At 74.4% G+C, this 25,849-nt stretch carries 24 protein-coding genes, 1 other RNA gene and 2 pseudogenes; 15 read left to right on the top strand and 12 right to left on the bottom strand.

The window, feature by feature from the left end; genetic code table 11:
* The first annotated feature begins 81 nt into the window (after positions 1-81).
* The 6 genes from ACFWTC_RS13740 to efeU all read left to right on the top strand — a co-directional run bounded on the left by ACFWTC_RS13740 (position 82) and on the right by efeU (position 6,948).
* Complete coding sequence (locus ACFWTC_RS13740; protein WP_383924995.1) at positions 82-1,110, top strand: hemin ABC transporter substrate-binding protein; 1,029 nt, start codon at positions 82-84, stop codon at positions 1,108-1,110.
* Positions 1,111-1,210: 100 nt separating this feature from the next.
* The gene (locus ACFWTC_RS13735) at positions 1,211-2,410 is read left to right on the top strand and encodes an iron chelate uptake ABC transporter family permease subunit (protein ID WP_383925063.1); all 1,200 of its coding nucleotides are present in this window, start codon (positions 1,211-1,213) and stop codon (positions 2,408-2,410) included.
* Between the two features lie 8 nt (positions 2,411-2,418).
* Complete coding sequence (locus tag ACFWTC_RS13730; RefSeq protein WP_384074200.1) at positions 2,419-3,366, top strand: ATP-binding cassette domain-containing protein; 948 nt, start codon at positions 2,419-2,421, stop codon at positions 3,364-3,366.
* Positions 3,367-3,543: 177 nt separating this feature from the next.
* On the top strand, positions 3,544-4,680 hold the full coding sequence (efeO, locus tag ACFWTC_RS13725) for an iron uptake system protein EfeO (protein ID WP_383924997.1): 1,137 nt from the start codon (positions 3,544-3,546) through the stop codon (positions 4,678-4,680).
* Positions 4,681-4,714: 34 nt separating this feature from the next.
* Positions 4,715-6,040, top strand: a complete 1,326-nt coding sequence (efeB, locus tag ACFWTC_RS13720; RefSeq protein WP_383925000.1) for an iron uptake transporter deferrochelatase/peroxidase subunit — start codon at positions 4,715-4,717, stop codon at positions 6,038-6,040.
* Between the two features lie 26 nt (positions 6,041-6,066).
* Positions 6,067-6,948 (top strand): iron uptake transporter permease EfeU, encoded by an 882-nt coding sequence (gene efeU / locus ACFWTC_RS13715; protein ID WP_383925003.1) that lies wholly within the window; start codon positions 6,067-6,069, stop codon positions 6,946-6,948.
* 21 nt (positions 6,949-6,969) lie between these two features.
* Here the strand turns inward: efeU and ACFWTC_RS13710 are convergent, their stop codons facing one another.
* Together ACFWTC_RS13710 and ACFWTC_RS13705 are read right to left on the bottom strand one after the other, a co-directional pair.
* On the bottom strand, positions 6,970-7,830 hold the full coding sequence (locus ACFWTC_RS13710; protein WP_383925006.1) for a PhzF family phenazine biosynthesis protein: 861 nt from the start codon (positions 7,828-7,830) through the stop codon (positions 6,970-6,972).
* A gap of 57 nt (positions 7,831-7,887) precedes the next feature.
* Positions 7,888-8,649, bottom strand: a complete 762-nt coding sequence (locus ACFWTC_RS13705) for an SDR family oxidoreductase (RefSeq protein WP_384027866.1) — start codon at positions 8,647-8,649, stop codon at positions 7,888-7,890.
* Between the two features lie 107 nt (positions 8,650-8,756).
* On the opposite strand from ACFWTC_RS13705, the gene ACFWTC_RS13700 reads away from it, so the two are divergent.
* Together ACFWTC_RS13700 and ACFWTC_RS13695 are read left to right on the top strand one after the other, a co-directional pair.
* Positions 8,757-10,058, top strand: coding sequence for a Bcr/CflA family multidrug efflux MFS transporter (locus ACFWTC_RS13700; RefSeq protein WP_383925012.1), 1,302 nt, complete (start codon positions 8,757-8,759; stop codon positions 10,056-10,058).
* Between the two features lie 142 nt (positions 10,059-10,200).
* Positions 10,201-11,211: a small ribosomal subunit Rsm22 family protein gene (locus ACFWTC_RS13695; protein ID WP_383925014.1), complete on the top strand. Its 1,011-nt coding sequence runs from the start codon at positions 10,201-10,203 to the stop codon at positions 11,209-11,211.
* A gap of 90 nt (positions 11,212-11,301) precedes the next feature.
* Here ACFWTC_RS13695 and ddaH read toward each other — a convergent pair.
* Positions 11,302-12,132: pseudogene (gene ddaH, locus ACFWTC_RS13690) on the bottom strand (dimethylargininase); the annotation flags it as partial.
* A 124-nt stretch (positions 12,133-12,256) separates the two neighbouring features.
* On the opposite strand from ddaH, the gene ACFWTC_RS13685 reads away from it, so the two are divergent.
* Positions 12,257-12,868 carry a TetR/AcrR family transcriptional regulator gene (locus ACFWTC_RS13685; RefSeq protein WP_383925016.1) on the top strand — a complete coding sequence of 204 codons (612 nt, stop codon included), beginning with the start codon at positions 12,257-12,259 and terminating at the stop codon, positions 12,866-12,868.
* Positions 12,869-13,043: 175 nt separating this feature from the next.
* Positions 13,044-13,796, top strand: a complete 753-nt coding sequence (locus ACFWTC_RS13680) for a bifunctional DNA primase/polymerase (RefSeq protein ID WP_383925019.1) — start codon at positions 13,044-13,046, stop codon at positions 13,794-13,796.
* 105 nt (positions 13,797-13,901) lie between these two features.
* Here ACFWTC_RS13680 and yaaA read toward each other — a convergent pair whose 3' ends face one another.
* Positions 13,902-14,705 (bottom strand): peroxide stress protein YaaA, encoded by an 804-nt coding sequence (gene yaaA, locus ACFWTC_RS13675; RefSeq protein WP_383925022.1) that lies wholly within the window; start codon positions 14,703-14,705, stop codon positions 13,902-13,904.
* Between the two features lie 102 nt (positions 14,706-14,807).
* Here yaaA and ACFWTC_RS13670 point away from each other — a divergent pair, with 102 nt between their 5' ends.
* The gene (locus ACFWTC_RS13670; RefSeq protein ID WP_383925023.1) at positions 14,808-16,250 is read left to right on the top strand and encodes an RNB domain-containing ribonuclease; all 1,443 of its coding nucleotides are present in this window, start codon (positions 14,808-14,810) and stop codon (positions 16,248-16,250) included.
* 47 nt (positions 16,251-16,297) lie between these two features.
* Here the strand turns inward: ACFWTC_RS13670 and ACFWTC_RS13665 are convergent, their stop codons facing one another.
* Entirely contained in the window at positions 16,298-16,426 is a 129-nt protein-coding gene (locus ACFWTC_RS13665) for a hypothetical protein (protein ID WP_383925026.1), read from the bottom strand.
* An 8-nt stretch (positions 16,427-16,434) separates the two neighbouring features.
* Positions 16,435-16,637, bottom strand: a pseudogene (locus tag ACFWTC_RS13660) (MerR family transcriptional regulator); the annotation flags it as partial.
* A 78-nt stretch (positions 16,638-16,715) separates the two neighbouring features.
* Between ACFWTC_RS13660 and rnpB the strand changes: the two are divergent.
* Together rnpB and ACFWTC_RS13650 are read left to right on the top strand one after the other, a co-directional pair.
* Positions 16,716-17,118, top strand: an RNA gene (gene rnpB / locus ACFWTC_RS13655) — RNase P RNA component class A.
* A 148-nt stretch (positions 17,119-17,266) separates the two neighbouring features.
* A complete protein-coding gene (locus ACFWTC_RS13650) occupies positions 17,267-17,617 on the top strand; it encodes a hypothetical protein (protein WP_383925029.1) in 351 nt (116 codons plus the stop codon).
* A gap of 95 nt (positions 17,618-17,712) precedes the next feature.
* Here the strand turns inward: ACFWTC_RS13650 and ACFWTC_RS13645 are convergent, their stop codons facing one another.
* The 3 genes from ACFWTC_RS13645 to ACFWTC_RS13635 are packed head-to-tail and all read right to left on the bottom strand — an operon-like array spanning position 17,713 to position 20,689.
* Positions 17,713-19,092, bottom strand: a complete 1,380-nt coding sequence (locus ACFWTC_RS13645) for a bifunctional RNase H/acid phosphatase (RefSeq protein ID WP_384027867.1) — start codon at positions 19,090-19,092, stop codon at positions 17,713-17,715.
* Positions 19,092-19,835, bottom strand: coding sequence for a zinc ribbon domain-containing protein (locus ACFWTC_RS13640; protein WP_383925068.1), 744 nt, complete (start codon positions 19,833-19,835; stop codon positions 19,092-19,094). The genes ACFWTC_RS13645 and ACFWTC_RS13640 overlap by 1 nt, the downstream gene beginning before the upstream one ends.
* Positions 19,832-20,689 (bottom strand): Nif3-like dinuclear metal center hexameric protein, encoded by an 858-nt coding sequence (locus ACFWTC_RS13635; RefSeq protein WP_384027868.1) that lies wholly within the window; start codon positions 20,687-20,689, stop codon positions 19,832-19,834. Before ACFWTC_RS13635 ends, ACFWTC_RS13640 begins: the two co-directional genes overlap by 4 nt.
* 336 nt (positions 20,690-21,025) lie before the next feature.
* On the opposite strand from ACFWTC_RS13635, the gene ACFWTC_RS13630 reads away from it, so the two are divergent.
* A complete protein-coding gene (locus ACFWTC_RS13630; RefSeq protein ID WP_384027869.1) occupies positions 21,026-22,096 on the top strand; it encodes a hypothetical protein in 1,071 nt (356 codons plus the stop codon).
* A gap of 47 nt (positions 22,097-22,143) precedes the next feature.
* Here ACFWTC_RS13630 and ACFWTC_RS13625 read toward each other — a convergent pair whose 3' ends face one another.
* From ACFWTC_RS13625 to ACFWTC_RS13615, 3 genes are read right to left on the bottom strand one after another with little or no spacing between them, the layout of a single operon-like run.
* Positions 22,144-23,085, bottom strand: a complete 942-nt coding sequence (locus tag ACFWTC_RS13625; RefSeq protein ID WP_383925040.1) for a 3-oxoacyl-ACP reductase — start codon at positions 23,083-23,085, stop codon at positions 22,144-22,146.
* Positions 23,086-23,109: 24 nt separating this feature from the next.
* Positions 23,110-24,186: a Zn-dependent alcohol dehydrogenase gene (locus tag ACFWTC_RS13620; protein ID WP_383925043.1), complete on the bottom strand. Its 1,077-nt coding sequence runs from the start codon at positions 24,184-24,186 to the stop codon at positions 23,110-23,112.
* Between the two features lie 26 nt (positions 24,187-24,212).
* Entirely contained in the window at positions 24,213-25,067 is an 855-nt protein-coding gene (locus ACFWTC_RS13615; RefSeq protein WP_383925046.1) for a MaoC/PaaZ C-terminal domain-containing protein, read from the bottom strand.
* 262 nt (positions 25,068-25,329) lie between these two features.
* On the opposite strand from ACFWTC_RS13615, the gene ACFWTC_RS13610 reads away from it, so the two are divergent.
* Positions 25,330-25,689: a DNA-binding response regulator gene (locus tag ACFWTC_RS13610; RefSeq protein ID WP_383925071.1), complete on the top strand. Its 360-nt coding sequence runs from the start codon at positions 25,330-25,332 to the stop codon at positions 25,687-25,689.
* Positions 25,690-25,849: the final 160 nt, after the last annotated feature.

Here is a 25,849-nt window from a genome sequence, read left to right as displayed (position 1 = left end):
GGAACCCCCCAGTCGTTGAAGGTTCACCAGTCAGCCAGTCAGCCAGCAGTCAGCCGGCCGCACGAACAGGACGGTGCATTCGTGCCCACGCCCGCCGCGTCTTCCCGCCCCTCCCGCACGCGCCTCGCCCTGACGACCGCCCTGGTCGCCATGGCCCTGGCCGCGACAAGCTGCGGGGGTACGGCGACGCCCGCGGACAAACCCGTCCACTCCGCCCCGTCCACCCCGGACCGGGTCGAGCCGCTGTCCCCGTCGCCCGACCCGGTCCTGCCCGTCACCGTGCCTTCGGTGGACGGCGCCCGGGTCACGGTCGCCTCGGCGGACCGCGTCGTCCCGCTGACCGGCAGCCTCAACGAGATCGTCCACACCCTCGGCCTCGGCAAGCGGGTCGTCGCCCGGGACATCACCGCCACGTTCGAACAGGCCGCGCGGCTGCCCGTGGTGACGCGCGGCCACGACGTCTCAGCCGAAAGCGTGCTCTCGCTGCGCCCGACGCTGGTGCTCGCGGAGACCACCAGCGGACCGGCGGAGGCCATCCGGCAGATCCGCGACGCCGGCATCCCGCTCCTCGTCATCGCCCCGGCCAAGAGCCTGGAGGACGTACCGAAGCGCATCGACGCGGTCGCCACCGCGCTCGGCGTCAAGGAGGCGGGCACGCAGTTGAACCAGCGCACCGCCGAACGGATCGCCGCCGTCCGCAAGGGCATTCCGGCCGCCTCCGGGAAGAGGCCCCGGGTGGCCTTCCTCTACCTGCGCGGCACCGCCTCCGTCTACCTGCTCGGCGGCTCCGACTCCGGCGCCGCCCCGCTGCTGGAGGCGGCCGGCGCGGTCGACACGGGCAAGGACTCCGGCCTCGGCAAGGACTTCACCCCGATCACCAGCGAGGCCCTGGCGGCCGCCGCACCCGACGCGATCCTGGTCATGTCCAAGGGCCTCGAATCGGTCGGCGGCGTCGACGGCCTCGTCAAGATCCCCGGCGTCGCCCAGACACCGGCCGGCATGGACCGCCGGGTGCTCACCGTCGACGACGGCGTCCTGCTGAACTACGGCCCGCGCACCGACCAGGTGCTGGCCTCCCTCGTCGCCCAGCTCTACGGCAAGGGCGCCTGACGTGACCCTCTCCCCCGACTCCCCCACCACGCGGCCGGCCGACCCGGGCACCTCCCACAGCCCGGCGACCGTCACGCAGCGGGCCGCCGGGTCCGGGCCGGTGCCCGGGCGCTCCCCGCAAGGTGCCGAACACAGCGCCGCGTCACGGTCCGACGCCCCGTCACGTTCGGCATCCGAGGAGACGCCCCGGCGCACGCCCGGACCCGGCACCCCGGCCGCCGCAGGCCCCGTCGCCCCCGGACCCGGCACCCCGGCCGCCGCCCGGAAGCCTCGCCGCCGCAAGGCCCTGCTGCTCACCGCGGCCCTGGTGGCCGCCCTCGTCGTGCTCGCCCTGGTCTCCGCGGGCATCGGCGCCTACCGCATCCCCCTCGGTGGCGTCCTCGCCTCCGTCCAGCACCGCGCCGGGCTCGGCGGGGCGCCGCTCGACCGGGTCGGGGAGAGCGTGCTGTGGAACGTACGCCTTCCCCGCGTCGTCCTCGCCCTGCTCGTCGGCGCCGGCCTCGGCTGCGCGGGCGCACTCATGCAGGGCGTCTTCGGCAACCCCCTGGCCGAGCCCGGCGTCATCGGGATCTCGGCCGGAGCCGCCGTCGGCGCGGTCGCCGCGATCGGCCTCGGGCTCAGCTTCTTCGGCAACTGGACGATCACGGTGTGCGCGTTCGTCGCGGGCCTGATCACCGTCAGCGCCGTCTACCTGCTCTCCCGCAACGGCGGCAAGACCGAGGTCGTCACCCTCATCCTCACCGGCATCGCCGTCAACGCCTTCGCCGGCGCCCTCATCGGCCTGTTCGTCTTCTTCGCCGACAGCGGCCAGGTCAACCAGATCACCTTCTGGCAGCTCGGCTCCCTCGCCCAGGCCACCTGGCCCAAGGTCCTCGCCGTCCTGCCCTGCGCCCTCGCCGGCCTGATCGTCGCCCCCTTCTACGCCCGCCGGCTCGACCTGCTGGCCCTCGGCGAACGGCCCGCCCGCCACCTCGGCATCGACGTGGAGCGGCTGCGCCTCGCCCTTGTCCTGGTCGTCGCGCTGCTGACCGCGGCCGCCGTCGCCGTCGCCGGCGTCATCACCTTCATCGGCCTGCTCGTCCCGCACCTGCTGCGCATGGCCAACGGCCCCGGCCACCGCTTCCTCGTCCCCGGCAGCGCCCTGGCCGGCGCGGTCGTCCTCGTCGCGGGCGACCTGGCCGCCCGGACCATCGCCCAGCCCGCCGAGCTTCCGCTCGGCGTGCTGACCGCCCTGATCGGCAGCCCGTTCTTCTTCTGGCTGCTGCGCCGCACCCGCCGCAAGCAAGGAGGCTGGGCGTGACCAGCAGGCTGACCGGACTGCTCGGCCGGAACAAGCGCACCGTCCCGGCCCGGCCCGCCCCCGGCGCGGCCCTCGCCGAGGCCACCGGTCTGCACGTACGGCTCGGACAGCGCGAGGTCCTGGCCGGCATCGACCTGACCGCCCGCGCCGGGGAGGTGCTGGCGCTGGTCGGCCCGAACGGCGCCGGCAAGTCCACCCTGCTGGCCGCGCTCGCCGCCGACCTGCCCGCCGCCTCCGGCGAGATCCGCATCGACGGCCGGCCGGTGGGCGACTGGAGCGCCGCCGACCTCGCCCTGCGCCGCTCGGTGCTCCCCCAGTCGGCCGCGCTGTCCTTCCCCTTCCCGGTGGAGGACGTCGTACGGATGGGCCGCGCGCCCTGGGCGGGCACCCCGTTCGCCGAGTCCGACGAGGAGGCGGTGGCCGCGGCCATGGCCGCCACCGAAGTCACCGACTTCGCCGAACGCCCCTTCTCCGCCCTGTCCGGCGGCGAGCGCGCCCGCGTCGCGCTGGCCCGCGTCCTGGCCCAGCGGGCCCCGCTGCTGCTGCTGGACGAGCCCACCGCCGCCCCGCTGGCCCGCGTCCTGGCCCAGCGGGCCCCGCTGCTGCTGCTGGACGAGCCCACCGCCGCCCTCGACCTGCGCCACCAGGAGCTCGTGCTGCGGATCTGCCGGGAACGGGCGGCCGCCGGGGACGCCGTGGTCGTCGTCCTGCACGACCTGGGGCTGGCCGCGGCCTACGCGGACCGGGCCGCCGTCCTGCACGACGGGCGGATCGCGGCGGACGGACCGCCGTCCGAGGTCTTCGGGGACGCCCTGCTGAGCCGGGTCTACCGGCAGCCCGTGGAGGTCTTCGCGCACCCCCGCTCCGGGGCCCCGCTCGTGGTTCCCGTCCGCGCGGCGGCCCCCCTCGCAGAGCCTGCCCGGCCACACCCCGAGCCGGGCTTGACCAGTCCTTGACCTGCCTGTGGTGCCTTCGTGGGGGGTCCGTGACGGGCCCGTGTCCGGTGCGGGCATCTGAGAGCTGAATCACTGTACGGGCGGGTATGAGTGAGGTAAGCCTCGGTTAAGTTAGGTCCGCCTCACCGGCCTCCCCTTCCCCTGGGACGGCCCTCGTCCGAAGCCCAGGAGTCCCGTATGCGTCCCGCCCGCCTCACCGTCGTCGCCGCCTCCCTGGTGGCCGCGCTCACCGCCGTCACCGGTTGTGCCGAGAAGAGCGCCGGCGGCGGCGACGGCGCGATCAAGGTCGCGGCCTCCGACACCGCCTGCGACGTCTCGAAGACGGAGTTCCCGGCCGGCAAGGTCCAGATCGACGTCGAGAACAAGGGCGCCAAGGTCACCGAGCTGTACGTCCTCTTCCCGGACGACCGGATCGTGACCGAGCGCGAGAACATCGGCCCCGGCACCAAGGCCTCCATCACCGCCGAGATCAAGGCGGGCGACTACGAGATCGTCTGCAAGCCGGGCATGAAGGGCGACGGCCTGCGCACCCAGGTCAAGGCCACCGGCCAGGGCGCCGTCGAGAAGCGCAGCCCCGAGGCGGACGCCGCGGTCGCCGCCTACCGCCAGTACGTGGTCGCGCAGTCCGAGGAGACCCTCCCCAAGGCGCAGGTCTTCGCGGACGCGGTCAAGGCCGGCGACGTCGAGGCCGCGAAGAAGGCGTACGCGCCCTCGCGCATCGGCTGGGAGCGCACCGAGCCGGTCGCCGAGTCCTTCGGTGACATCGACCCGAAGGTCGACGTCCGCGAGGACGGCCTGGAGCCCGGCCAGGAGTGGACCGGCTGGCACCGCCTGGAGAAGGCGCTGTGGGCCGACAACAAGATCGGCGACGAGGAGAAGAAGCTCGCCGACACCCTGATCGCGGACCTCACCGACTGGCAGAAGAAGGTCGGCCAGGCCGAGATCACCCCCACCTCGATGGCCAACGGCGCCAAGGAGCTCCTCGACGAAGTCGCCACCGGCAAGGTCACCGGCGAGGAGGAGCGCTACTCCCACACCGACCTGGTCGACTTCAAGGCCAACGTCGAGGGCGCGGAGAAGGCGTACGAGCTCCTGAAGCCGATCGCCGCGAAGAACGACCCCGCGCTGTCCAAGCAGCTGGACACCCAGTTCGCGGCCTTGAACACGCTGCTGGACAAGTACCGCGCCGACAAGACCGGCTACGAGTTCACCGCGTACGACAAGGTCGGCGAGCCGGAGCGCAAGGAGCTCTCGGACGGCGTCAACGCGCTCGCGGAGCCGCTCTCCAAGCTGGCCGCGGCAGTCGCGAAGTAACAGGTACGGGCAACGGAGCAGGCGGGAGAGCACGATGACCGAGCCTCAGCCGGCGCAGCGGCCGGAGCCGGAAGACCGCGGCGCGAGCCAGGACACCCCCGCGGCCGCAGCCCCCGCGGCCGCGTCCTCCGCCGCCGCGCCCTCCCGGCGTGCCGTACTGGGCTGGGGCGGTGCCGGGCTTGCGCTCGGCGCCGCCGCGGCCGGTGGCGCGGCGGTGGCCTTCGGCGGCTCCCCGGACGCCGTACCGGTCGCCGCGGCCGGGGGCGCCGTACCGTTCCACGGCGCGCACCAGGCGGGCATCGCCAGCGCCGTGCAGGACCGCCTGCACTTCGCGGCCTTCGACGTGAAGACGAAGGACCGCGCCGAGCTGGTGGCGCTCCTGAAGGAGTGGACGCAGGCGGCCCGGCTGATGACGGCCGGCCTCCCGGTCGGCGAGGGCGGCTTCGGCGGCCTGCCGCAGGCCCCGCCGGACGACACGGGCGAGGCGCTGGGCCTGAAGGCCTCCCGCCTCACCCTGACCGTCGGCTTCGGCCCGGGGCTCTTCGCCAAGGACCGGTTCGGGCTGGAGGGCAGCCGCCCCGCCGCCCTGGTCGACCTGGAGCAGTTCCCCGGCGACAACCTGGACCCGGCCCGCTCCGGCGGCGACCTGTGCGTCCAGGCCTGCGCCGATGATCCCCAGGTCGCCGTGCACGCCATCCGCCAGCTCGCCCGCATCGGCTTCGGCCGGGTCGCGGTCCGCTGGTCGCAGCTCGGCTTCGGCAAGACCTCCTCGACCACCCCGGACGAGCAGACGCCCCGCAACATGATGGGCTTCAAGGACGGCACCCGGAACATCGCGGGCACCGACGCCGCCGCCCTGGACAAGCACGTGTGGGCCGGGGCCGGCGACGGCAGCGCCTGGATGGCCGGCGGCTCGTACCTGGTGGCCCGGCGCATCCGGATGAACATCGAGACCTGGGACCGCACCTCGCTGCAGGAGCAGGAGGACATCTTCGGCCGCGACAAGGGCGAGGGCGCCCCGGTGGGCAAGTCCAAGGAGCGCGACGAGCCGTTCCTGAAGGCGATGAAGCCTCAGGCGCACGTGCGCCTCTCGCACCCGGACAGCAACGCCGGGGCGACGCTCCTGCGCCGCGGCTACTCCTTCACCGACGGCACGGACGGGCTGGGCCGGCTCGACGCGGGCCTGTTCTTCCTGGCCTACCAGCGCGACGTCCGCACGGGCTTCGTCCCGATCCAGCGCAACCTCGCGCGCCACGACGTACTCAACGAATACATCCAGCACGTGGGTTCGGCCGTCTTCGCCGTCCCGCCGGGCGTCCGCGACAAGGACGACTGGTGGGGCCGGACGCTGTTCGCGTAAGCACCCGCCGGAGAGGAAGAACCGCCGTGTTCGGCAACTATCTGATCGGCCTGCGCGAGGGACTGGAAGCCAGCCTGGTCGTCTGCATCCTGGTGGCCTACCTGGTCAAGACCGACCACCGGGACGCGCTGCGCCCGGTGTGGACGGGCATCGCGACCGCCTGCGGGATCTCGCTGGCCTTCGGCGCGATGCTCGAATTCGGCACGCAGGAGCTGACCTTCGAGGCGCAGGAGCTCCTCGGCGGCGCGCTGTCGATCATCTCCGTGGGCCTGGTGACGTGGATGGTCTTCTGGATGAAGCGCACCGCGCGGCACCTGAAGGCCGAACTGCACGGCAGGCTCGACGCCGCGCTGGCCATGGGCACCGGCGCGCTGGTCGCCACCGCCTTCCTCGCGGTCGGCCGCGAGGGCCTGGAGACCGCCCTGTTCGTGTGGGCGTCGGTCCGGGCGAGCGGCGAGGGCTCCTCGGCGCCGCTGATCGGGGTGCTGCTGGGCATCGCCACCGCGATCGTGCTGGGCTGGCTGTTCTACCGGGGCGCGCTGCGGATCAACCTGGCGAAGTTCTTCACGTGGACCGGCGCCATGCTGGTGGTCGTGGCGGCAGGCGTGCTGGCGTACGGGGTCCACGACCTCCAGGAGGCCCGCTTCCTGGGCGGCCTGGGGAACAAGGCGTTCGACATCAGCACCACGGTCCCGCCGGACAGCTGGTACGGGACGCTGCTCAAGGGCGTCTTCAACTTCCAGCCGGACCCGACCGTGCTCCAGCTGACCGTGTGGGTGCTGTACCTGGTGCCGGTGCTGACCCTGTTCCTGGCGGGGCCGCGCACGCCGCGCACGCCGTCCGCACCGCCGGTGGCGCCGCCCGCCCCGTCCGCGGGCGCGGGCGCGGGCGCCGCGCAGGGCGGCTGAACCGCGCCGGGACCTGTCCCGTCAGGGGATCCGCACGCCCGCGCCGCCGACCCGCACCCGCGGGTCCCCGGCGCGCAGCTCCACGGTGAGCACCCCCGGGCGCCCCATGTCCTCGCCCTGGTGCAGCGTCAGCACCGCGTCCTGCGGGACCAGGCCCAGCTCCCGCGCGTACGCCCCGAACGCGGCGGCGGCGGCCCCCGTCGCCGGGTCCTCGACGACGCCGCCGACGGGGAAGGGGTCCCGCACGTGGAACTCCGCCGGGCCCGCCCGGTGCACCAGCTGGACCGTGACGAGGTCCAGGCGCCGCATCAGCGCCTCCAGCCGGGCGAAGTCGTAACGGAGGTCGGCGAGCCGGGCGCGGGTGGCGGCGCCGAGCACCAGGTGCCGGGCCCCGGCGTAGGCGATCCGCGGCGGGAACGCCGGGTCCAGGTCCGCCGCCGGCCAGCCGAGCGCGGCCAGCGCCTCGGCGAGGTCGGCGTCGGCGATCTCCTCGGTGTGCGGCTCGACGCTGGTCAGCACGGCCCGCAGCCGGCCCTCCTCGGAGGTGACCGAGACCGGAACGGCCCCGGCCCGCGTGGCGAACAGCAGCTCCCCGGGGCCGATCCGCTCGGCCAGCGCCACCGCGGTGGCCACCGTGGCGTGCCCGCAGAAGGGGACCTCGGTCTTGGGGCTGAAGTAGCGGACGGTGAAGGCCCGGCCCGGCTCGCCGCCCAGCCCCTGCGGGGGCGCGGTCAGGAAGGCCGTCTCGCTGTAGCCCAGCCCGGCGGCGATCTCCAGCATCGCGGCGTCGTCCAGCCCGGCCGCGTCGGGCACGACCCCGGCGGGGTTGCCGCCCGCAGGGTCGTCGGAGAAGGCGGTGTAGCGCAGCACTTCGGTCGTCATGACCGGCTCAACCTCCGCCGCCCGCACCCCATTCCCGGATCCGCCGCCTCAGCCGGCTCAGCCGCGCCCGACGTACGGCATGTTCGTCGCCATCACCGTGGCGAACTGCACGTTGGCCTCCAGCGGGAGCTCCGCCATGTGCAGCACCGTGCGGGCCACGTCGGCCGCGTCCATCACCGGTTCGACGGCGAGCTGCCCGTCGGCCTGGAGGATGCCCGTCTGCATCCGCTCGGTCATCTCGGTCGCCGCGTTGCCGATGTCGATCTGGCCGCAGGCGATGCGGTACGGACGCCCGTCCAGCGACAGGGACTTCGTCAGGCCGGTCACCGCGTGCTTGGTGGCCGTGTAGGCGATGGAGTGCGGGCGGGGCACGTGCGCCGAGATGGAGCCGTTGTTGATGATCCGGCCGCCCTGCGGGTCCTGCGCCCTCATCTGGCGGAAGGCCGCCTGGGCGCACAGGAACGCGCCGGTCAGGTTGACGTCGACGACCGAGCGCCAGGCCTCGTAGGTGATGTCCTCCAGGGCGACGCCGCCCGGGCCGAAGGTGCCCGCGTTGTTGAAGAGGAGGTCGAGGCGGCCGTACCGCTCCCGCACCGCCGCGAACAGGGCGGTCACGTCGCCCGGATCGCTCACGTCCGCCCGTACGGGGAACACGTCGGCGCCCGCCCCGGCCGCCCCGGCCGTGTCCTCCAGCGGCCCGGTCCGGCGGCCCGCCGCGGCCACGGCCCAGCCGGCCGCCGCCAGGGTGAGGGCCACGGAGCGGCCGATCCCGGAGCCGGCCCCGGTCACCACGGCGATCTTCTTCCCACTTTCGTTCATGGGGCCGCAGGGTACGTCACACCGGGCGCCCGCCTCCGGACGTTCCGATAGCTGAGAGCATGGGTCGGCCAGGGGTCAAAAATCAGACGAGATGACTGGAGTTCCGCATGTCGGAGAGAGGCCCCGCGACGGCCCCGTCGCACGAGTCGTCGCCCGAAACCACCTCCGCCCCCGCGGCCACCGCACCCCTGACGGCCGCCCGCCGCACCGGTCTGCTGGTCACCTTCATCCTCGGCGGGCTCACCGCCCTCCCGCCGCTGTCGATGGACATGTACCTGCCGGCCCTGCCGCAGGTCACGACCGCCCTGAACAGCCCGGCCGCGACCGTGCAGCTCACCCTCACCGCCTGCCTCGCCGGCATGGCGCTGGGCCAGCTCGTCATCGGCCCCATGAGCGACAAGTGGGGGCGCCGCAGGCCCCTGCTCGCGGGCATGGTCGTCTACGTCCTCGCCACCGCCATCTGCGCGCTGGCCCCGACCACCGAGCTGCTGATCGCCTTCCGGCTGCTCCAGGGCCTGGCCGGCGCGGCGGCGATCGTCATCGCCCGGGCCGTCGTGCGCGACCTGTACGACGGGGTCGAGATGGCCCGGTTCTTCTCCACCCTGATGCTCATCTCCGGGGCCGCCCCGATCGTCGCCCCGCTCATCGGCGGCCAGGTGCTCCGCTTCGCCGACTGGCGCGGGGTGTTCGTCGTCCTCACCGCCGTCGGGCTGGTGCTCACCCTGGTGGTGTGGCGCAGGCTCGACGAGACGCTGCCGCCCGAACGGCGGCACACCGGCGGCGTCGGCTCGGCCCTGCGCACCATGCGCGGGCTGCTCGGCGACCGGGTCTTCGCCGGCTACACCCTGGCCGGCGGCTTCGCGTTCGCGGTGCTGTTCTCGTACATCTCCGCCTCCCCCTTCGTGGTGCAGGAGATCTACGGCGCCTCACCGCAGACGTTCAGCCTGCTCTTCGGCCTCAACTCCGTCGGCCTGATCATCGTCGGCCAGGTCAACGGCAAGCTGCTGGTCGGCCGGGTCAGCCTGGACAAGGCCCTGGCCGTGGGCCTCGGGGTCATCACCGCCGCCTCCGTGGCGCTGCTGCTGATGTCGACCGGGGTGTTCGGGGAGGTCGGGCTGGTCCCGGTGTCCGCCGGGCTGTTCGTGCTGATGTCGGCGATGGGCCTGGTGCTGCCGAACACCAACGCGCAGGCGCTGATGCGGACCCCGCACGCGGCCGGCTCGGCCTCGGCGCTGCTGGGCACCTCCTCGTTCCTGGTCGGGGCGATCGCCTCGCCGCTGGTGGGGATCGCGGGCGAGGACACGGCGGTGCCGATGGCGGTGGTGCAGCTGGTCTGCTCGCTGCTGGCGGTCGGCTGCTTCCTCGGGATGTGCCGCCCCTGGCAGAGCCGCGAGCCGCAGGCCGCGTAACCGGCCGGGTACGGGTACGGGTCGGGTTCGGGGCCTGCGCCGGTACGGATACGGGTCGGGTACGGAGCCTGCGCCGGGCCGGCCGGGTACGCGGGCCCCGCGCGCGGCCCGGGGCCCCGCGGGGGCGCCGTAAACTTCGCGGGTGAACGCCACCACCCCCACCACCAGCGCCGAGACCCTCCGCAGCGTGCTCGGCGGGCTGCTCGACGGGCTCCCGCCGAAACAGGCCACCGCCGCCGTCGAGCGGCTCATCGCCAGCTACCGGGGGCAGACCCCCACGGACGCGCCCGTCCTGCGCGACCGCTCCGACGTGGTGGCGTACGCGGCCTACCGGATGCCCGCCACCTTCGAGGCCGTACGGGCCGCCCTGCACGCACTCGCCGAGGCGGCGCCCGGCTGGTCCCCCGCCTCTCACGCGGACGTGGGCGGCGGCACGGGAGCCGCGACCTGGGCGGTTGACGCCACCTGGGACGGCCCCCGCGAGACGACGGTGCTGGACTGGGCGGAGCCCGCGCTGGCCCTGGGCCGGGAGCTGGCGGGCGCCTCCTCCTCCCCGGCGCTGCGCGCGGCCGGGTGGCGGCGGGCCGTCATCGGCTCCGGGCTGGCCGTACCCGACGCAGACCTGGTGACGGTCTCGTACGTGCTCGGCGAGCTGACCCCGCAGGCGCGCACGGCCGTCGTCGCCGAGGCGGCGCGGGCCGGGCAGGCCGTGGTGCTGATCGAGCCGGGCACGCCCGAGGGGTACCTGCGCATCCGCGAGGCCCGTGAGCAGCTGATCGCGGCCGGGATGCGGGTGGCCGCCCCGTGCCCGCACGACGGGACCTGCCCGATCGAGGTCGGCCAGGACTGGTGCCACTTCTCGGCGCGCGTCAGCCGGTCCTCCCTGCACCGCAAGGTCAAGGGCGGCTCCCTCGCGTACGAGGACGAGAAGTTCAGCTACGTCGCCGCGACCCGCTTCCCGGTCGAGCCCGCCGCGTTCCGGATCACGCGGCGGCCGCAGATCCGCAAGGGGCTCGTCCTGCTGGAGCTCTGCGGTCCGCAGGACGGGGACGCGCCGGGCCTGACCCGGGCCACCGTGACCAAGCGCCACGGCGACCTCTACAAGGCCGCTCGGGACGTCGACTGGGGCCGGGAGTGGCCGCCGGCCCCGTAGGACCGGCGGCCCGGAGCCGCCCGCGGCGGGCGGCTCCGGAGCTGTCCGCGGCCTGTCCGCGGCGCGGGCCGCGGGCAGCCGCACCCGGCCCTAGGGCCGCAGCTCCTGGGTGCAGCACTTCACGCTGCCGCCGCCCTTGAGCAGCTCTCCCAGGTCCATCGGGACGGGCTCGAACCCCCGGTCCCGCAGCGGCTCCAGCAGTCCGGTGGCCGCTTGCGGGAGCAGGACGTGCCGACCGTCGGAGACGGCGTTCAGGCCGAGCGCGGCGGCGTCCTGCCCGTCGGCGATCAGGGCGTCCGGGAAGAGCCTCCGGAGCACGGCCCGGCTGCCCGGCGAGAACGCGTCCGGGTAGTACATGATCTCGTCGCCGTCCAGCACGCTGAGCGCCGTGTCCAGGTGGTAGTAGCGCGGATCGACCAGGTCGAGGCCGATGACCGGGCGGCCGAAGAACTCCTGGGCCTCGTCGTGCGAGAGCGGGCTGGAGCGGAAGCCCCGCCCGGCCAGCAGGTAGCCGGCGGTCACGGCGAAGTCGCCCTCGCCCTCGTTGACGTGGGCCGGTTCGTGGACGTCGCGGTACCCGTGGGACCGGAACCAGTCGAGGTGGATCGCGGCCTCGGCGGTCCGTTCCGGGTGGGCGAACCGGGCGCCGAGCACCCGTCCGTCGACGACCAGGGCGCCGTTCGCCGCGAAGACCATGTCGGGCAGCGCGGGGTCCGGTACGAGGGTCTCGACCGTGTGCCCGAGCGAGCGGTAGCGGTCCCTCAGGTCCTCCCACTGGGCGAGGGCGAGGGGCAGGTCCACCGGTTTCGTGGGATCCATCCACGGGTTGATGGAGTAGGTGACCTTGAAGTGTGCCGGTGGGCACATCAGGTAGCGCCGGGGTGTGGCGTCTCTGCGCAAAGAAGGCTCCTCACGACTTGCACGACTACGCGTCGCGTGTGGAGAGAATCGTCTCTCCTCCGGGGGAACGGCGCAGTCAACTGACCGGGTGGTTTAAGGGACCGCCGGGAAAAGACGAGACGTCTCGGGTTGGTACGTTCCCGGCATGACCAAGACCCCTGACGCCGCCCGCCGCAGCGACCGCTCCCGGCGCGCCATCCTCGACGCCGCGCTCGCCCTGGTCGGGGAGGTCGGCTACAACCGGCTGACCGTGGAAGCCATCGCGGCCCGCGCCGGGGTCGGCAAGCAGACCATCTACCGGTGGTGGCCGTCGAAGGCCGCGGTCCTCCTGGACGCCTCGCTGGCCCTCGCCGGGGACGCGGAGACGGAGGGCGGGTGGACCGGCTTCCCGGACACCGGGGACCTCGCGGCCGACCTGAAGTACGTACTGCGGGCGACCGTGGACGAGTTCGGCGACGCGAAGTACGAGGCCCCCGCACGCGCCCTGGCCGCCGCCGGGGCGACCGATCCCGGGCTCGGCGCCCGCTTCACGGAGCAGCTGCTGGAACCGCAGCTCGCGCTGTACGAGGAGCGTCTGCGCACGGCGCGGGAGGCGGGCCAGCTCGCACCGGACACGGATCTACGTCTGACGGTGGAGATGCTGCTCGGGCCGCTGACGTACCGCTGGCTGCTGCGCACGGGCCCGCTCACGCACGCGTACACCGACGCGCTCGTGGACCGGGTGCTGGGCGGGGTGTCAAACGTCACCGAGGGCTAGGCGGGGCGGGACGGACGGCACCTCGGGAACATATGCCCGAATAGTGTGCTTATCTTGGGGTTGTCCACTGCCCCTCCCCAACCCCCCGGTTGAGGAGTCCGGTCACCCGGGGCGCAGGATGGTGGGAGCATGTGAGCGTCTGCCGGGTTAACGGTTCGGTTTGGTGAGGGGATAGATGGGGTCTGAGTCCGGCCGCGTCAAACGCGGCGAGCAGAGCAGGATGTCCCAGTGGCTGCGCCGGCGGCAGAAGCCCACCGCCGAGGATCCCGGACGCGAGCGCGAGGCGCTCCTCCTGGCCGCCGCCGCCGCCGGCCTGCCGCTCTCCCCCGCCGCCCACCCCGTCGGCTACCGGTGTTCGTGCGACCGGATCGGCTGTCCGACGCCCGCGCGGCACCCCGTCTCCTTCGCCTGGCAGACCCAGTCCACCACCGACCGCGCCCAGGTCGAGCGCTGGGCCCGCAACCAGCCCCAGGCCAACTTCATCACCGCGACGGGCATGGTCCACGACGTGCTCGACGTGCCCCTCGAAGCCGGCGCCGGCGCACTGGCCCGCCTGCTGGAGGCCGGGATCGACGTCGGTCCGGTCGCCGAGTCGGGCGGTACGGGCGACCAGGCCCGGATGCTGTTCTTCACGGCCACCCGCGGCACCCCCGAGGACGAGGACGAGTGGTGGCCCTGCGAGCTGGACTGCCACCCCGAGACGATGGACGAACACCCCGGCCTGCGCTGGCACTGCCGCGGCAGCTACGTCCTGGTACCGCCGGCGGCGCTCCCCGGTGACGAGGCGGTGACCTGGCTCCGCGGCATCGAGCACCCCCTCCCGGACCCGCTGACCCTGCTGGAGACCCTGACCGACGCCTGCGCCCAGTACGCCGGCGCCTCGGACCAGGTCCCGGCCACGGTCGCCTGGCCGCTCGGCCGCGCGTAGCCCCTGCGGGCAGCGGGCCGGCGACGCGCGCGGCCCCGTCAGACGGCGGGGCGGGGCAGCAGCGCAAGTGGCGGATCGGGCGGTCCGGCCCGGTGCCTCAGCGGCTCAGTGGATCTGGGACACGACCACGTCGAGCGACCAGGCCTTGCCGGCCTTCGCGGGGGCCCCGGCCTCGACGGTGTAGCCCAGGTCCCGCAGGGCCTCGACCAGCTCGGCGGGCGCGGCCGGAACGGCCCCCGCCAGCAGCAGGTCCCGGACCATCCGGCCCTTCGTCGCCTTGTTGAAGTGGCTGACCACCGACCGCTTCTCCACGCCGTCGACGATCTGCGCGTGCAGCACCCGCACGGTCGCGGTCCGCCCCGCCACCTCGCCCTTCGGCTTCCACGCGGACGCGTACGCCGACGAGCGCAGGTCCAGGACCAGGCCCTCCCCGGCTGTCTGCGGCAGAACCTGCGCCATCGGACCGCGCCAGTACGCGCCGAGCGCGCCCAGCCCCGGCAGTTTCACGCCCATCGAGCAGCGATACGAGGGGATGCGGTCGGTGACCCGGACCGCGCCCCACAGGCCGGAGAACACGAGCAGCGCGTCATCGGCGAGCTTGCGCGCCTCCGGGGTCAGGCCGGCGAGGTCCAGGGCGTCGTACAGGACGCCTGTGTAGACCTCGCCCGCCGGGCGGGCGGCCGCCGTGCGCAGCTCCGCGTTCTTGGCGACCTCACCGCGCAGTCCCTCGCTCAGGCCCAGCACCTCGCGCGCCGCGGTGTCGTCGTCCGCGCCGCACAGGGCGACCAGCTCCTCCAGTACCGCGGCACGGGCCGGGGCCAGGCCGGGCAGGGACAGCGACCCGGGCGTCAGCGGTGCGCCGGAGCCGCCGGCGGCCTTTCCCTCGGAGGGCGGCAGCAGCACGAGCACGGTGGTTCTCCTTCGGTACGACACGGCGCAGGGGATGCGGCCCCGGAGCCAGGGTAGACGGCTCGCCGTGCCGCTCCGGCCGGACGGCCCTACGCTCGGTCCATGCCACGCCGTCACCTGCACATCACCGGCGCAGACGGGGCCGCCCTGCGGGCGGCGCTGCGTGACCTGCGGACGAAGCCGGAGGTTCCGCAGGAGTTCCCGGCCGAGGTGCTCGCCGAGGCGGAGCGGGCCGCCCGCGGCCCCCGGCTGCCGGAGTACGACGCCACCGAGCTGCCCCTCTTCACCATCGACCCGCCGGCCTCCGTCGACCTCGACCAGGCCATGCACCTGGCGAGACGGCCCGGTGGCGGCTACCGCGTGCACTACGCGATCGCCGACGTGGCCGCCTTCGTCACCCCCGGCGGCCCGCTCGACGCGGAGGCCCACCGCCGCGTCACCACCCTGTACTTCCCCGACGGCCGGGTACCGCTGCACCCGGCCGTGCTCTCGGAGGGGGCGGCCAGCCTGCTGCCCGACCAGACCCGCCCGGCGCTCCTGTGGCGCCTCGACCTCGACCCGGACGGCCGCACCGAGGCCGCCGACGTACGCCGCGCGCTGGTCCGCAGCCGGGCCAAGCTCGACTACGACGGGGTCCAGAAGGCCATCGACACCGGCGCAGCCGAGGAACCCCTCGCCCTCCTCGCGGACATCGGCCGGCTCCGCGAGGCCCTGGAGCGCGAGCGCGGAGGCATCTCGCTGAACGTGCCCGAGCAGGAGGTCGTCGGGCACGACGGCACCTACCGCCTCGCGTACCGCGCCGCGCTGCCCGCCGACGGCTGGAACGCGCAGATCTCCCTCATGGCCGGCATGGCCGCCGCCGACCTGATGCTCGCCGCCGGGACCGGCATCCTGCGCACCCTGCCCACCGCGCCGGACGGCGCCGTCGGGCGGCTGCGCAGGGCGGCGAAGGCCCTGGGGATCGACTGGCCGCACCACGTCCCGTACGCCGAACTCGTCCGCTCCCTCGATCCGCACCGCCCCGCCCACGCCGCCTTCCTCCAGGAGTGCACCACCCTGCTGCGGGGCGCGGGCTACACCGTCTTCACCGGCGGCCAGACCCCCGATCCGGCGGTCCACGCGGCGGTGGCGGCCCCGTACACGCACTGCACGGCGCCGCTGCGCCGGCTGGTCGACCGCTACAGCGGCGAGCTGTGCGTGGCGGCGGCCGCCGGGGCCGGGACGCCCGAGTGGGTGCTGTCGGCGCTGGCGGCCCTGCCGCGGGAGATGGCCGACGGCACGCGGCGGGCGAACGCCGTCGAGCGGGAGTGCGTGGACCTGGTCGAGGCCGCCCTGCTCAGGGACCGCGTCGGGGAGGCCTTCGAGGCGACGGTGATCGACGTCCGGGAGCACGAGCCGCTGGTCGGCACGGTCCAGTTGGCGGACCCCGCGGTCGTGGGCCGCGTCCAGTCCGCCGGGCCGGCGCTCCCGCTGGGCGAACGCGTCCGGGTCCGGCTGACGGAGGCGGACCCCGGCACGGCGAAGGTCCTGTTCGCCCTGGCCTGAGCGGACGATGTGGACGGTGCGGGCGGGCCGGGCCGGGTCCGGGGCCGTCAGGCGGGCTGCCGCAGGGCGCCCACCAAGGCGCGCGGATCGTCGGCGTGGAAGCGGATCGTACGGGCCTCGCCCCGCCCGCCGAGCGGGCGGGTGAAGGGCAGGGGCCGGTTCAGCTCCACGGTCACCGAGGTCTGGCTGGTACGTCGCGGACCTCGTCGAGGGCGAGGCCGAGCTCGGTGAGCCGGCGCACGCGGGCGAGCAGGACGGCGTCGCGGATGCTGTAGGCCGGTAGCCGTTGGGGCGCCGCTCCGGTTCCGGGAGCAGCCCGACATGGTGGTAGTGCCGGATCGCCCGGGTGGTGAGCCCGACGAGCGCGGCGATCTCTCCGATCCGCATGCCCTCCAGTAGGAACCCTGCCGCTGCGTCAAGGTCAAGGCGGGGCGCGGCCCCGGGTAGCATGGTCGGCACGACAGACGAGTCGGCCGGGCGGCCGCGTCGGGGTCTCCGGATCCCGCCGAGGAACGTCCGGGCTCCACAGGGCGGGGTGGTGGGTAACGCCCACCCGGGGTGACCCGCGGGACAGTGCCACAGAAAACAGACCGCCTGCGGCTTCGGCCGCCGGTAAGGGTGAAACGGTGGTGTAAGAGACCACCAGCGCCTGGGGTGACCCAGGCGGCTAGGTAAACCCCACCCGGAGCAAGGTCAAGAGGATCCGTCCCCGGACGGGTCTGCGCGAACGCTTGAGGGCTGCCCGCCCGATGTTCGCGGGTAGACCGCACGAGGCCGGCGGCAACGCCGGTCCTAGATGGATGGCCGTCTCCCCGGCGACCGCGAGGTCTCCGGGAGACAGAACCCGGCGTACAGGCCGGCTCGTCTGCCGCTCTCCGCCCCGCCCCGGCTCACCCCGGGCCCGGGGCGGTTTTTTCACGCCGAGTCCCGTCCGGCCCGGCCCGCCGCGGGAGGGCGGCGGTCTCGCCTGGCGGACCGGGTCGCACCGGGTCCTCCCCGGGACGGATCCTTGGCCCATGAGCAGAGAACGGTGCGACAGGTGTGAACTGATCGTCGGCGAAGGCTGCGACTGTCCCGCCAACGGAAGCAGCCCCCGCGCGGTGGACGCGGCCACGGCCGCCCCCCGGGCCCGTCCGGGTTTCGCCTGCGACAGGATCCTGATCTCTCCCCAGGGGTACGCGCACGTCCCGCAGGGCTGCGTCCACTGCGTGGAGTCCCCGGAGGAGGCCGGGTGGGGGTGGATCCCCGACCCGCCGGCCGGGCAGTGGGCGGGGCTGGGCGAGGACCGCCCGGCGCGGGCCACCGCGGGCAACCTCGCCCGTACGGCCCGGCGGCGCTGTCCGGACTGCGAGCAATTCCTCGGCTGATCCGGCCCGGCGGGACCGCGCTCCGGCCGGCCCGTGCCCCGCGCGGCCCGTGCCGCGGCCGGTGGCGGGGCGACGGCGGCCGGCGGAACGGGGCGTCAGCGCAGGTGCGCGGTGTCGTTGAGCAGGCGGACCGAGGCGTTGCCGTCGGCGTAGTAGGCCACCTCCGACACCGAGGCCGCCGACAGCTCCATGCGGAACAGCGACTCCGGCGGGGCGCCCAGGGCCAGCCGGACCAGGATCTTCACCGGGGTCACGTGCGTGACCAGCAGCGTGGTGCGGCCCGCGTGCGCGGCCAGCAGCCGGTCCCGGGTCGCGGAGATCCGGCGGGTGGCGGCCGCGAAGCTCTCGCCGCCACCCGTGGGGGCCGCGCGGGGGGAGTCCAGCCAGGCCTGGAGGTCGTCCGGGAAGCGCTCCCGCACCTCGGCGAAGGTCAGCCCCTCCCAGGCGCCGAAGTCCACTTCGCGCAGGCCCTCTTCGACCGTCACGGTGAGCCCGAGCCGGTCCGCGACGGCCCGGGCGGTCTCGCGGCAGCGGCGCAGCGGGGAGCTGACCACCGCCTGGACGGTGCCGCGGGCCGCGAGGGACTCGGCGACGGCCGCCGCCTGGCGACGGCCGGCCGCGGACAGCTCCGGGTCGGAGCCGCCGCTGCCGGAGAAGCGCTTCTGCGGGGTGAGGGCGGTCTCGCCGTGGCGCAGCAGCACGAAGGTGGCGGGGGTGCCCATGTCGGGGCCCCAGCCGGGGACGGCCGTGCCCGCCGCCGCGGTCTCCGACGTCCCGGAAGCGGGAGACGCGTCCCCGCCTGCGTCCTCGCCCATGTCCGCGCCCATGTCCGCGCCCATGTCCGCGCCCATGTCCGCGTCCGCGAACAGCGTGTCGGCGCGGGCGGGCTCCGCCGCGGCGCGGGCGCGCGTGCCCGCGCCGGAGGCGAGGGCGGCCCGTACCGCCGACGCCCCGGCCGCGGCGTCCCCGACGGGACCCGACGGCGGCGGGGTGGCCAGGGCGCGGGCGGCGCCCCGGTCGAAGACCGCCGTGGAGCCCGACGGCTCCCACCGCTCGCCTCGCTTGCCCGCGTCCATCGCCTCGTTGGCGAGCCGGTCCGCGTGCTTGTTCTGCTCGCGCGGGATCCACTCGTACGTCACCTGCGCGCGCGGCAGGATCTTCGCCGCCTCCGCCGCGAGCGGCTTCATGTCCGGGTGCTTGATCTTCCAGCGGCCCGACATCTGCTCGACGACGAGCTTGGAGTCCATCCGGACCAGCACCTGCGCGTCCGCGGCGAGTTCGCGCGCCGCCCGGAGCCCGGCGATCAGGCCCCGGTACTCCGCCACGTTGTTCGTCGCGACGCCGATCGACTCGGCGCGCTCGGCGAGCGTCTCGCCCGTCGCCGGATCGAGGACGACCGCGCCGTAGCCGGCGGGCCCCGGGTTGCCCCGGGAGCCGCCGTCCGCCTCCACGACGACCCGGACGAGCCTCTGCATCAGACGCCCGAGTCGGCCGTACGGACCAGGATGCGGCCGCAGTTCTCGTGGCGTACGACCTGGTCGCGCGGCTGGGCCTTGATCTCGTTGACCTCGGCCATGTCGAGCTCCAGGCGGCAGCCCTCGCAGCGGCGCTGGTACAGGCGCGCGGCGCCGACCCCGCCCTGCTTCACGCGGATCTTCTCGTACAGCGCCATCAGGGCTTCCGGCATGGAGCCGACGATGACCTCGCGGTCCTTATCGATCTTGGCGACCTCGGCGTCGATCTCGGCGGTGGCCGCGTCGCGGCGCGCGGTGGCGTCCGCGGTCTCGGCCTCCAGGGAGGTGACCCGCCCGGTCAGGCCGGCGACCCGCTCCTGCGCGGCCTCCAGACGTTCCATGACCTCCAGGACCAGGTCCTCCAGGTCGCCCTGGCGCTTGGCGAGGGAGACGACCTCGTTCTGCAGGTTCGCCAGGTCGCGCGCCGAGACGCCGACGCCCGAGTCCAGCCGCTGCTGGTCGCGGGCGGCGCGCGTGCGCACCTGGTCCACGTCCTGCTCCGCCTTGGTCTGCTCGCGCGCGGTGTCGCTGGCCTGGGTCTGGGCGGCGACGAGGAAGTCGCGCTGCTGGACGAGGTCCTTGGTGAGCGTGTCGAGCTCGGCGTGCTCGGGCAGCGACTTGCGCTTGTGGGCGAGCTGAGACAGCCGGACGTCCAGGGCCTGGACGTCGAGAAGTCGGATCTGGTCGGCGGGCTCGGCGTTCAGTTGGGGGCTCCAGAGATAGAAGGGGTGCTTACGGACGGCGCGTGCGCCGTCCACGGGTCGGTGACCGTGCGCGAGACGTGGGTACGCAGACCCCAGCCGTGGCGCTCGGAGATCGCGTCGAGCTGCGCGGCGGCCTGCTCGCACCAGGGCCACTCGGTGGCCCAGTGGGCGGCGTCCACGAGGGCGAGCGGGGTCTGCTCGCGGGCCTCGGACACGGGGTGGTGGCGCAGGTCGGCGGTCAGGAAGGCGTCGACGCCGGCGGCCCGCACCTGGTCGAAGAGGCTGTCGCCGGAGCCGCCGCTGACGGCGACGGTACGGATGACCGCGTCCGGGTCGCCCGCGACGCGGACGCCCTGCGCGGTGTGCGGCAGCCGGGCGGCGGCGCGGGCGGCGAACTCGCGCAGGGTCTCGGGGTGGTCCAGCTCGCAGATCCGGCCGAGGCCGCGGCGGCCGGCCGGGTCGCTCGGGTCGGGTACGAGGGGTCCGGTGATCCGCAGGTCCAGGGCGCCCGCGAGGGCGTCGGAGACGCCGGGGTCGGCGGTGTCGGCGTTGGTGTGGGCCACGTGCAGCGCGATGTCGTTCTTGATCAGCGTGTGCACGACGCGGCCCTTGAAGGTGCCGGCCTCGACGGTGGTGGTGCCCCGCAGGTAGAGGGGGTGGTGGGTGACGATCAGGTCGGCTCCCAGCTTCACCGCCTCGTCGGCGATCTCCCGGACCGGGTCGACGGCGAACAGGACGCGGGTGACCTGGGTGTCGGGGTCGCCGCAGACGGTGCCGACGGAGTCCCACTCCTCGGCCCGCGAGGGGGGCCAGAGAACGTCCAGCGCGGCGATGACTTCAGAGAGACGGGGCACGGGCCAAGGCTACCGTCCGTGGCGACCGGCCCAAGGCCCCACCGGCCCCGGAGTCCGCGGGGCCGCCGGGCGGCGCGGGGCCGCCGGGTGCGGGGGCCGGCCCACCGGGGGGCGGGCGGTCGGGAGCGGGCCGGGAGCCGGTGGGGGCCGCCCGGACGCCCGGTACGGCACGCCTAACCGATTCTGCACCCCAATCGCCCCGTTATCGCACAGCACAATCGGCACCTTCCGCACAGCCGAATCGAGGCGTGGCCACCCGTATGTGTGAAGCGGAGTTGCTGGTGTTGTTCGGCGTGACGTGCGAAAACTAGCTTCCACTCCGGAGGTGACGCACGGATGACTGTCTGTGCCATCGAGATGACGACCACGACCCCGTTCACGATCGCCGCGGACGGGTCGTACGCCGCCCGGCTCGCCGGGGACGGACAGGCGCGGTACGTGGAGCGCTGGACCCTCGCCGGGCCCGAGGCGTACGCGGTGCCGCTGCCGCTCGCACAGCCCGAGGAGGCCGACAGCGAGGTGCTGCCGCTGGCGGACGGCCGGGTGCTGATCCACCGGCGGGTGGCGGACCGGCACGCGTTCGCCCTGCTGTACCCGACCGGCGCCGCCTCCGGGCCGCGCACCGGGGAGCTGTCCCTCGGAGCGGTGGACTGGGAGGAGGGCGTCCTGGTCACGATGCTGCCGCCGTCGCCGGACGGGCACTCGGCCTTCGCCCTGGCCTCGTCCGACGACGGGACCACGGTCTGGCGGGTGGCCGGCGGCCCCTTCGGGCCCCAATGGGTCGCCCGCCTCCCGGGACGGTGCTCCGGCGGCGTCTGGCTGGACCGGTCCGGCCGGCTGCTGGCCCTGGACCGCGAGCTGGACGGCACCGTCAAGGCCGTCGCCGTCGACGTGGGGTGCGGGCAGGTGTCGCCGCTGCTCCAGATCACCGAGGACAGCGACGACCGGCTGCTGCTGGCCGACCCCGACAGCGGGCTGCTGCTGCTCCGCTCCGACGCGCCGGGCGATCCGCGCCTCGGCTGGGGGGTGCTGGGCAGTTCCCTGCCGGTTCGCTTCCCCGAGTGCCTGCGCGCGGACGGGGCCTCGGCCGTGCCGTTCGCCGTGCAGCCGGGCCAGGCGCTGATGCCGGAGACCTGCGGGGTCGCGCTGCGGCTGGAGGGGGGCGGGCTCGCCCTGTGGCGGCCCGCCGACCGGCAGGTGTTCCGGCTCGGCGCCCCGGTGGGCTGGCTCGGGGGGACCGGCCTGTGGAGCGCGGAGGGCCGGCTGCACCTGCCGTACGCGACGCTCGAGGTGCCCTGCGGGATCCTCGGGATGAGCCTGCCGGTGACGCCCCCGCCGCCGGTCCGTGTGGACCCGCCGCCGGCGGCGCCGCGCCCGGTGCCGCTGCAGCAGGCTCCGCTGCGGTGACACCGGGCGCGCACGGGCCGGCGCCGGCGGACCGGCACCGGCGGCCGTCAGCCGTGCTTGAGGCCCAGCACCTCCGTGGCCGCGAAGGTCTCGTTCGCCGGGCGCGCCTCGTAGTGCGGGGTGAGGAGCTCGTCGAGCTCCTCGTAGGAGAAGGACTCCTTGGCGGTGTCGAACTTGGCCGCCACCCTGGGGCGTTCCATCACGACGACGATCCCGCCGTGTACGACGAACAGCTGCCCGTTGGCCTTGGCGGAGGCGGGCGAGGCGAGGTAGCCGACGAGCGGGGACACGTGCTCGGGGGCGAGGGCGTCGAGCTTGCCCTCCTCCGGGACCTGGAACCCGGCGAAGACGTCCTCGGTCATCCGGGTGCGGGCGCGCGGGCAGATGGCGTTGGCCGTCACCCCGTACTTCGCGAGGGCCAGGGCGGTGGAGGTCGTCAGGCCGACGATGCCGCCCTTGGCCGCCGCGTAGTTCGGCTGGCCGGCCGAGCCGCCGAGGAAGGCCTCGGAGGAGGTGTTGACGATCCGGCCGTAGACCGGGCCCCCCGCAGCCTTCGAGCGCTCCCGCCAGTGCACGGAGGCGAAATGGGTGGTGTTGAAGTGGCCCTTGAGGTGGACCCGGATGACCGAGTCCCACTCCTGCTCCGACATCGAGAAGACCATCCGGTCGCGCAGGATGCCCGCGTTGTTGACCAGGACGTCCAGCTTCCCGAAGCTGCTGACCGCCAGCTCGACGAGCTCGCGCGCCTGCTCGAAGTCGGCCACGTCACCCAGGTGCGCCACCGCCTGCCCGCCCGCGCCGCGGATCTCCGCGGCCACCTCCTCCGCGGGAGCGGCCGAGGCCTCGCCTGAGCCGTCCCGGCCGGGCTGGCCGAAGTCGTTGACGACCACGCTCGCGCCGAGCCGTGCGAGCTCGACCGCCTCGGCCCGGCCGAGGCCCCGGCCGGCGCCGGTGACGATGGCGGAGAGTCCCTCAAGTGGCAGTGACATCCGTACGGTTCCTCTCGAAACGGGTCAGAGTTCGATGCAGGTGCGCAGGGCGGTTCCGGTGCGCATCTGGTCGAGGGCGTCGTTGATCCCGGCGAGCTGCACCCGGTGCGTGATCAGGCTCGCCAGGTCCACCCGGCCGGCCCGCCACAGGGCGATGGTGCGCTCGTAGGAGCGGAGCACGTCGCCGCCGCCGTACATCGACGGCAGGATCCTCTTCTCGTCGAAGAACAGCGAGAACATGTCGATCTGGAAGGTGTCGTCCATGGCGCCGGCGCCGACCACGCACACGGTGCCGCCGCGCCGGGTCATCTTGTACGCGGTCTGGGCGGTGGCGGACTTGCCGACGACCTCGAAGACGTAGTCGAAGCCCTCGCCGCCGGTGATGCGGTTCTTGGCGTCGTCGAAGGCGTCCGGTGCGACGGCCTCGGAGGCCCCGAAGCGCAGGGCGGCCTCCCGCCGCGTCTCCACCGGGTCGACGGCGACGATCTGGGCGGCGCCCTGGACCTTGGCGCCTTGGATGACGGAGATGCCGACGCCGCCGCAGCCGATGACGGCGACGGAGGAGCCGGCCTCCACCTTGGCGGTGTTGATCGCGGCGCCGAGGCCGGTGGTGACGCCGCAGCCGATGAGGGCGGCGATGTCGAACGGCACGTCGTCGGGGATCGGTACGGCGCTCGCGGCGTCGACGACGAGTTCCTCGGCGAAGGTACCGGTGGCGGCGAAGCCGAAGATGTCGCCGCCCGCACGGCGGAAGTTGGGGGTGCCGGCGTTGACCAGGCTGGCCAGGCAGAGGTGGCCCTGACCGCGCTTGCAGGACGGACACCGGCCGCACGGCGGCAGCCAGCAGACGAGGACCCGGTCGCCCTGTTCCAGGTGCGTGACCCCGTCGCCGACGTCGGCGATCACCCCGGAGCCCTCGTGGCCGGGGATGAAGGGGGCCGGCTGCGGCAGGATCCCGCTCATCGCGGAGAGGTCGGAGTGGCACAGGCCGGTGGCCTTGACGCGGATCTTCACCTTGCCGGGACCGAGGCCCACGGCCTCCATGTCGTCGACGACCTCCAGCTTGTCCTGGCCGATCTCGCTCTGCAGTGCTGCGCGCACGGTGCGGCTCCTTCTGTCGGTCTGTCTTAAGCGTGTTCGACGACGGTGTCGGCGAGGACCGGCGCGTCGTCCCGGTCGGCGACGGTCACCGACACCAGGACGCGGCCGGGCTCACGCCACATCCGGATGCGCAGCGTCTCGCCCGGGAAGACGATCCCGGCGAAGCGCGTGCGGTAGGCGCGGACCCGGGAGACGTCCCCGTCCAGCACCGTGTCGACGACGGCCTTGAGGGTCATCCCGTACGAGCACAGGCCGTGCAGGATCGGCCGGTCGAAGCCGGCCAGCTTGGCGAACTCGGGGTCGGCGTGCAGGGGGTTCCAGTCGCCGGAGAGCCGGTAGAGCAGCGCCTGGTCCTCGCGGATGGTGCGCTCCTCGGTCCGGTCGGGCGCGCGCTCGGGCAGCTCCTCGCGGACGGAGGGCCCGCGCTCGCCTCCGAAGCCGCCCTCGCCGCGTACGAAGATCTGCGCGTCGCTGGTCCACAGCGGCCCGTCGGCGTCGGCGACCTCGGAGCGCAGGACGATGACGGCCGCCTTGCCCTTGTCGTAGACGGCGGCGACCTTGGCGGTGGTGGTGGCCTCCCCTTTGACGGGGATGGGCCGGTGCAGCCGGATGGACTGGCCGCCGTGCAGGACGGCGGCGAGATCCACGTCGATACCGGGGGCGGCGAGGCCGCCCATCATGGCCATGCCGGCGCCTGCGACGGTCGCGAAGCTGGGGAGGACGTGGAGCGTGGACTCCAGGGTGTAGCGCAGCTCGTCGGGGTCGGTGGCGGGCAGGCCCGCGCCGAGGCCGAGGTGGTAGAGCTGGATGTCCTTGTGGTCCCAGCCGATGTCCCCCCGGCGGGGGTCTGCGGCGAGGGCCTTGGCGGCATCGATCGGCATGAGGATGCTGCTCCTTGTCCTGTGGAAGACCTCGGCGCGGCCGTCCGCACCGTCGGCCGCACCGAGGTCGTATGCGGGACCGGCACGGGAGCACGTTCTAGAACGCGTTCTAGGACTGGGCCGGTGAAGGAATGTATAACGCACCCCCCAGCAGTTGGGAAGACTCCCGGCCCGACTCCTGACTGGACGTCAGATGCGATGTCCGCCGGGCGCGCTCTGTCCCGATCGGAGGCCGGAGGCCTAACCTGACCGGGTGGATGAAATGCCCGTTGCGCACCGGCCTGCCCGATCCCTGCGCGTGCTGCTGCACCCGCCGAACCCGGCGCTGGCCATACGGCTGGGCCTCCAGCCGGACATCGAGGTCGTACGGGACCAGCTGGCGCGCCCGGCGGTCGCACTGGTGGAGGAGGTGGCCTCGGTCGGGGAACTGCTGGCGGAGGACCCGGAGTGCCGGGTACTGGTCCTGACGGGGTCCGCGCACCCGGGCCTGGCGGCCGCCGTACTGGCCGCGGGGGCGGCGGGGCTGGTCCTGCGGGACGGTCCGCTGGAGGACCTGGCGGACGCGGTCCGCCGCGCCTCCCGCGGCGAAACGGTGGTCGACCCGGCCCTGACCGGCCCGTAACCCCGCCCCGGGGCTCCGCCCCGGCCCCCATCGCCCGGCTCCCCGGAACCCCGGTCCTTACCGCCACGCCGGCGTTTGAGGCGCGGGGTGCGGGGCGAGCCCCGGGAGGAGGTGCGCCGGCGGACCGGGCCCCGCCCGGGTGGGCCCGCCACCCCGCCGG

The sequence above is a fragment of the Streptomyces sp. NPDC058619 genome, assembly GCF_042717785.1.
In the GTDB taxonomy this organism is placed as follows: domain Bacteria; phylum Actinomycetota; class Actinomycetes; order Streptomycetales; family Streptomycetaceae; genus Streptomyces.
The sequence above is the reverse complement of the archived record's forward strand: the minus strand, read 5'-3'. Positions and strand labels throughout refer to the sequence as shown.

Bases quoted from the DNA above. Each gene is read 5' to 3' on its own strand.
- ACFWTC_RS13615 (WP_383925046.1), bottom strand. From the start codon at position 25,067: ATGCCGATCGATGCCGCCAAGGCCCTCGCCGCAGACCCCCGCCGGGGG.
- ACFWTC_RS13645 (WP_384027867.1), bottom strand. From the start codon at position 19,092: ATGCAGAGGCTCGTCCGGGTCGTCGTGGAGGCGGACGGCGGCTCCCGG.
- ACFWTC_RS13705 (WP_384027866.1), bottom strand. From the start codon at position 8,649: ATGAACGAAAGTGGGAAGAAGATCGCCGTGGTGACCGGGGCCGGCTCC.
- ACFWTC_RS13650 (WP_383925029.1), top strand. From the start codon at position 17,267: ATGAGCAGAGAACGGTGCGACAGGTGTGAACTGATCGTCGGCGAAGGC.
- ACFWTC_RS13700 (WP_383925012.1), top strand. From the start codon at position 8,757: ATGTCGGAGAGAGGCCCCGCGACGGCCCCGTCGCACGAGTCGTCGCCC.
- ACFWTC_RS13630 (WP_384027869.1), top strand. From the start codon at position 21,026: ATGACTGTCTGTGCCATCGAGATGACGACCACGACCCCGTTCACGATC.
- ACFWTC_RS13710 (WP_383925006.1), bottom strand. From the start codon at position 7,830: ATGACGACCGAAGTGCTGCGCTACACCGCCTTCTCCGACGACCCTGCG.
- ACFWTC_RS13610 (WP_383925071.1), top strand. From the start codon at position 25,330: ATGCCCGTTGCGCACCGGCCTGCCCGATCCCTGCGCGTGCTGCTGCAC.
- ACFWTC_RS13685 (WP_383925016.1), top strand. From the start codon at position 12,257: ATGACCAAGACCCCTGACGCCGCCCGCCGCAGCGACCGCTCCCGGCGC.
- efeB (WP_383925000.1), top strand. From the start codon at position 4,715: ATGACCGAGCCTCAGCCGGCGCAGCGGCCGGAGCCGGAAGACCGCGGC.
- ACFWTC_RS13680 (WP_383925019.1), top strand. From the start codon at position 13,044: ATGGGGTCTGAGTCCGGCCGCGTCAAACGCGGCGAGCAGAGCAGGATG.
- efeO (WP_383924997.1), top strand. From the start codon at position 3,544: ATGCGTCCCGCCCGCCTCACCGTCGTCGCCGCCTCCCTGGTGGCCGCG.
- ACFWTC_RS13625 (WP_383925040.1), bottom strand. From the start codon at position 23,085: ATGTCACTGCCACTTGAGGGACTCTCCGCCATCGTCACCGGCGCCGGC.
- ACFWTC_RS13670 (WP_383925023.1), top strand. From the start codon at position 14,808: ATGCCACGCCGTCACCTGCACATCACCGGCGCAGACGGGGCCGCCCTG.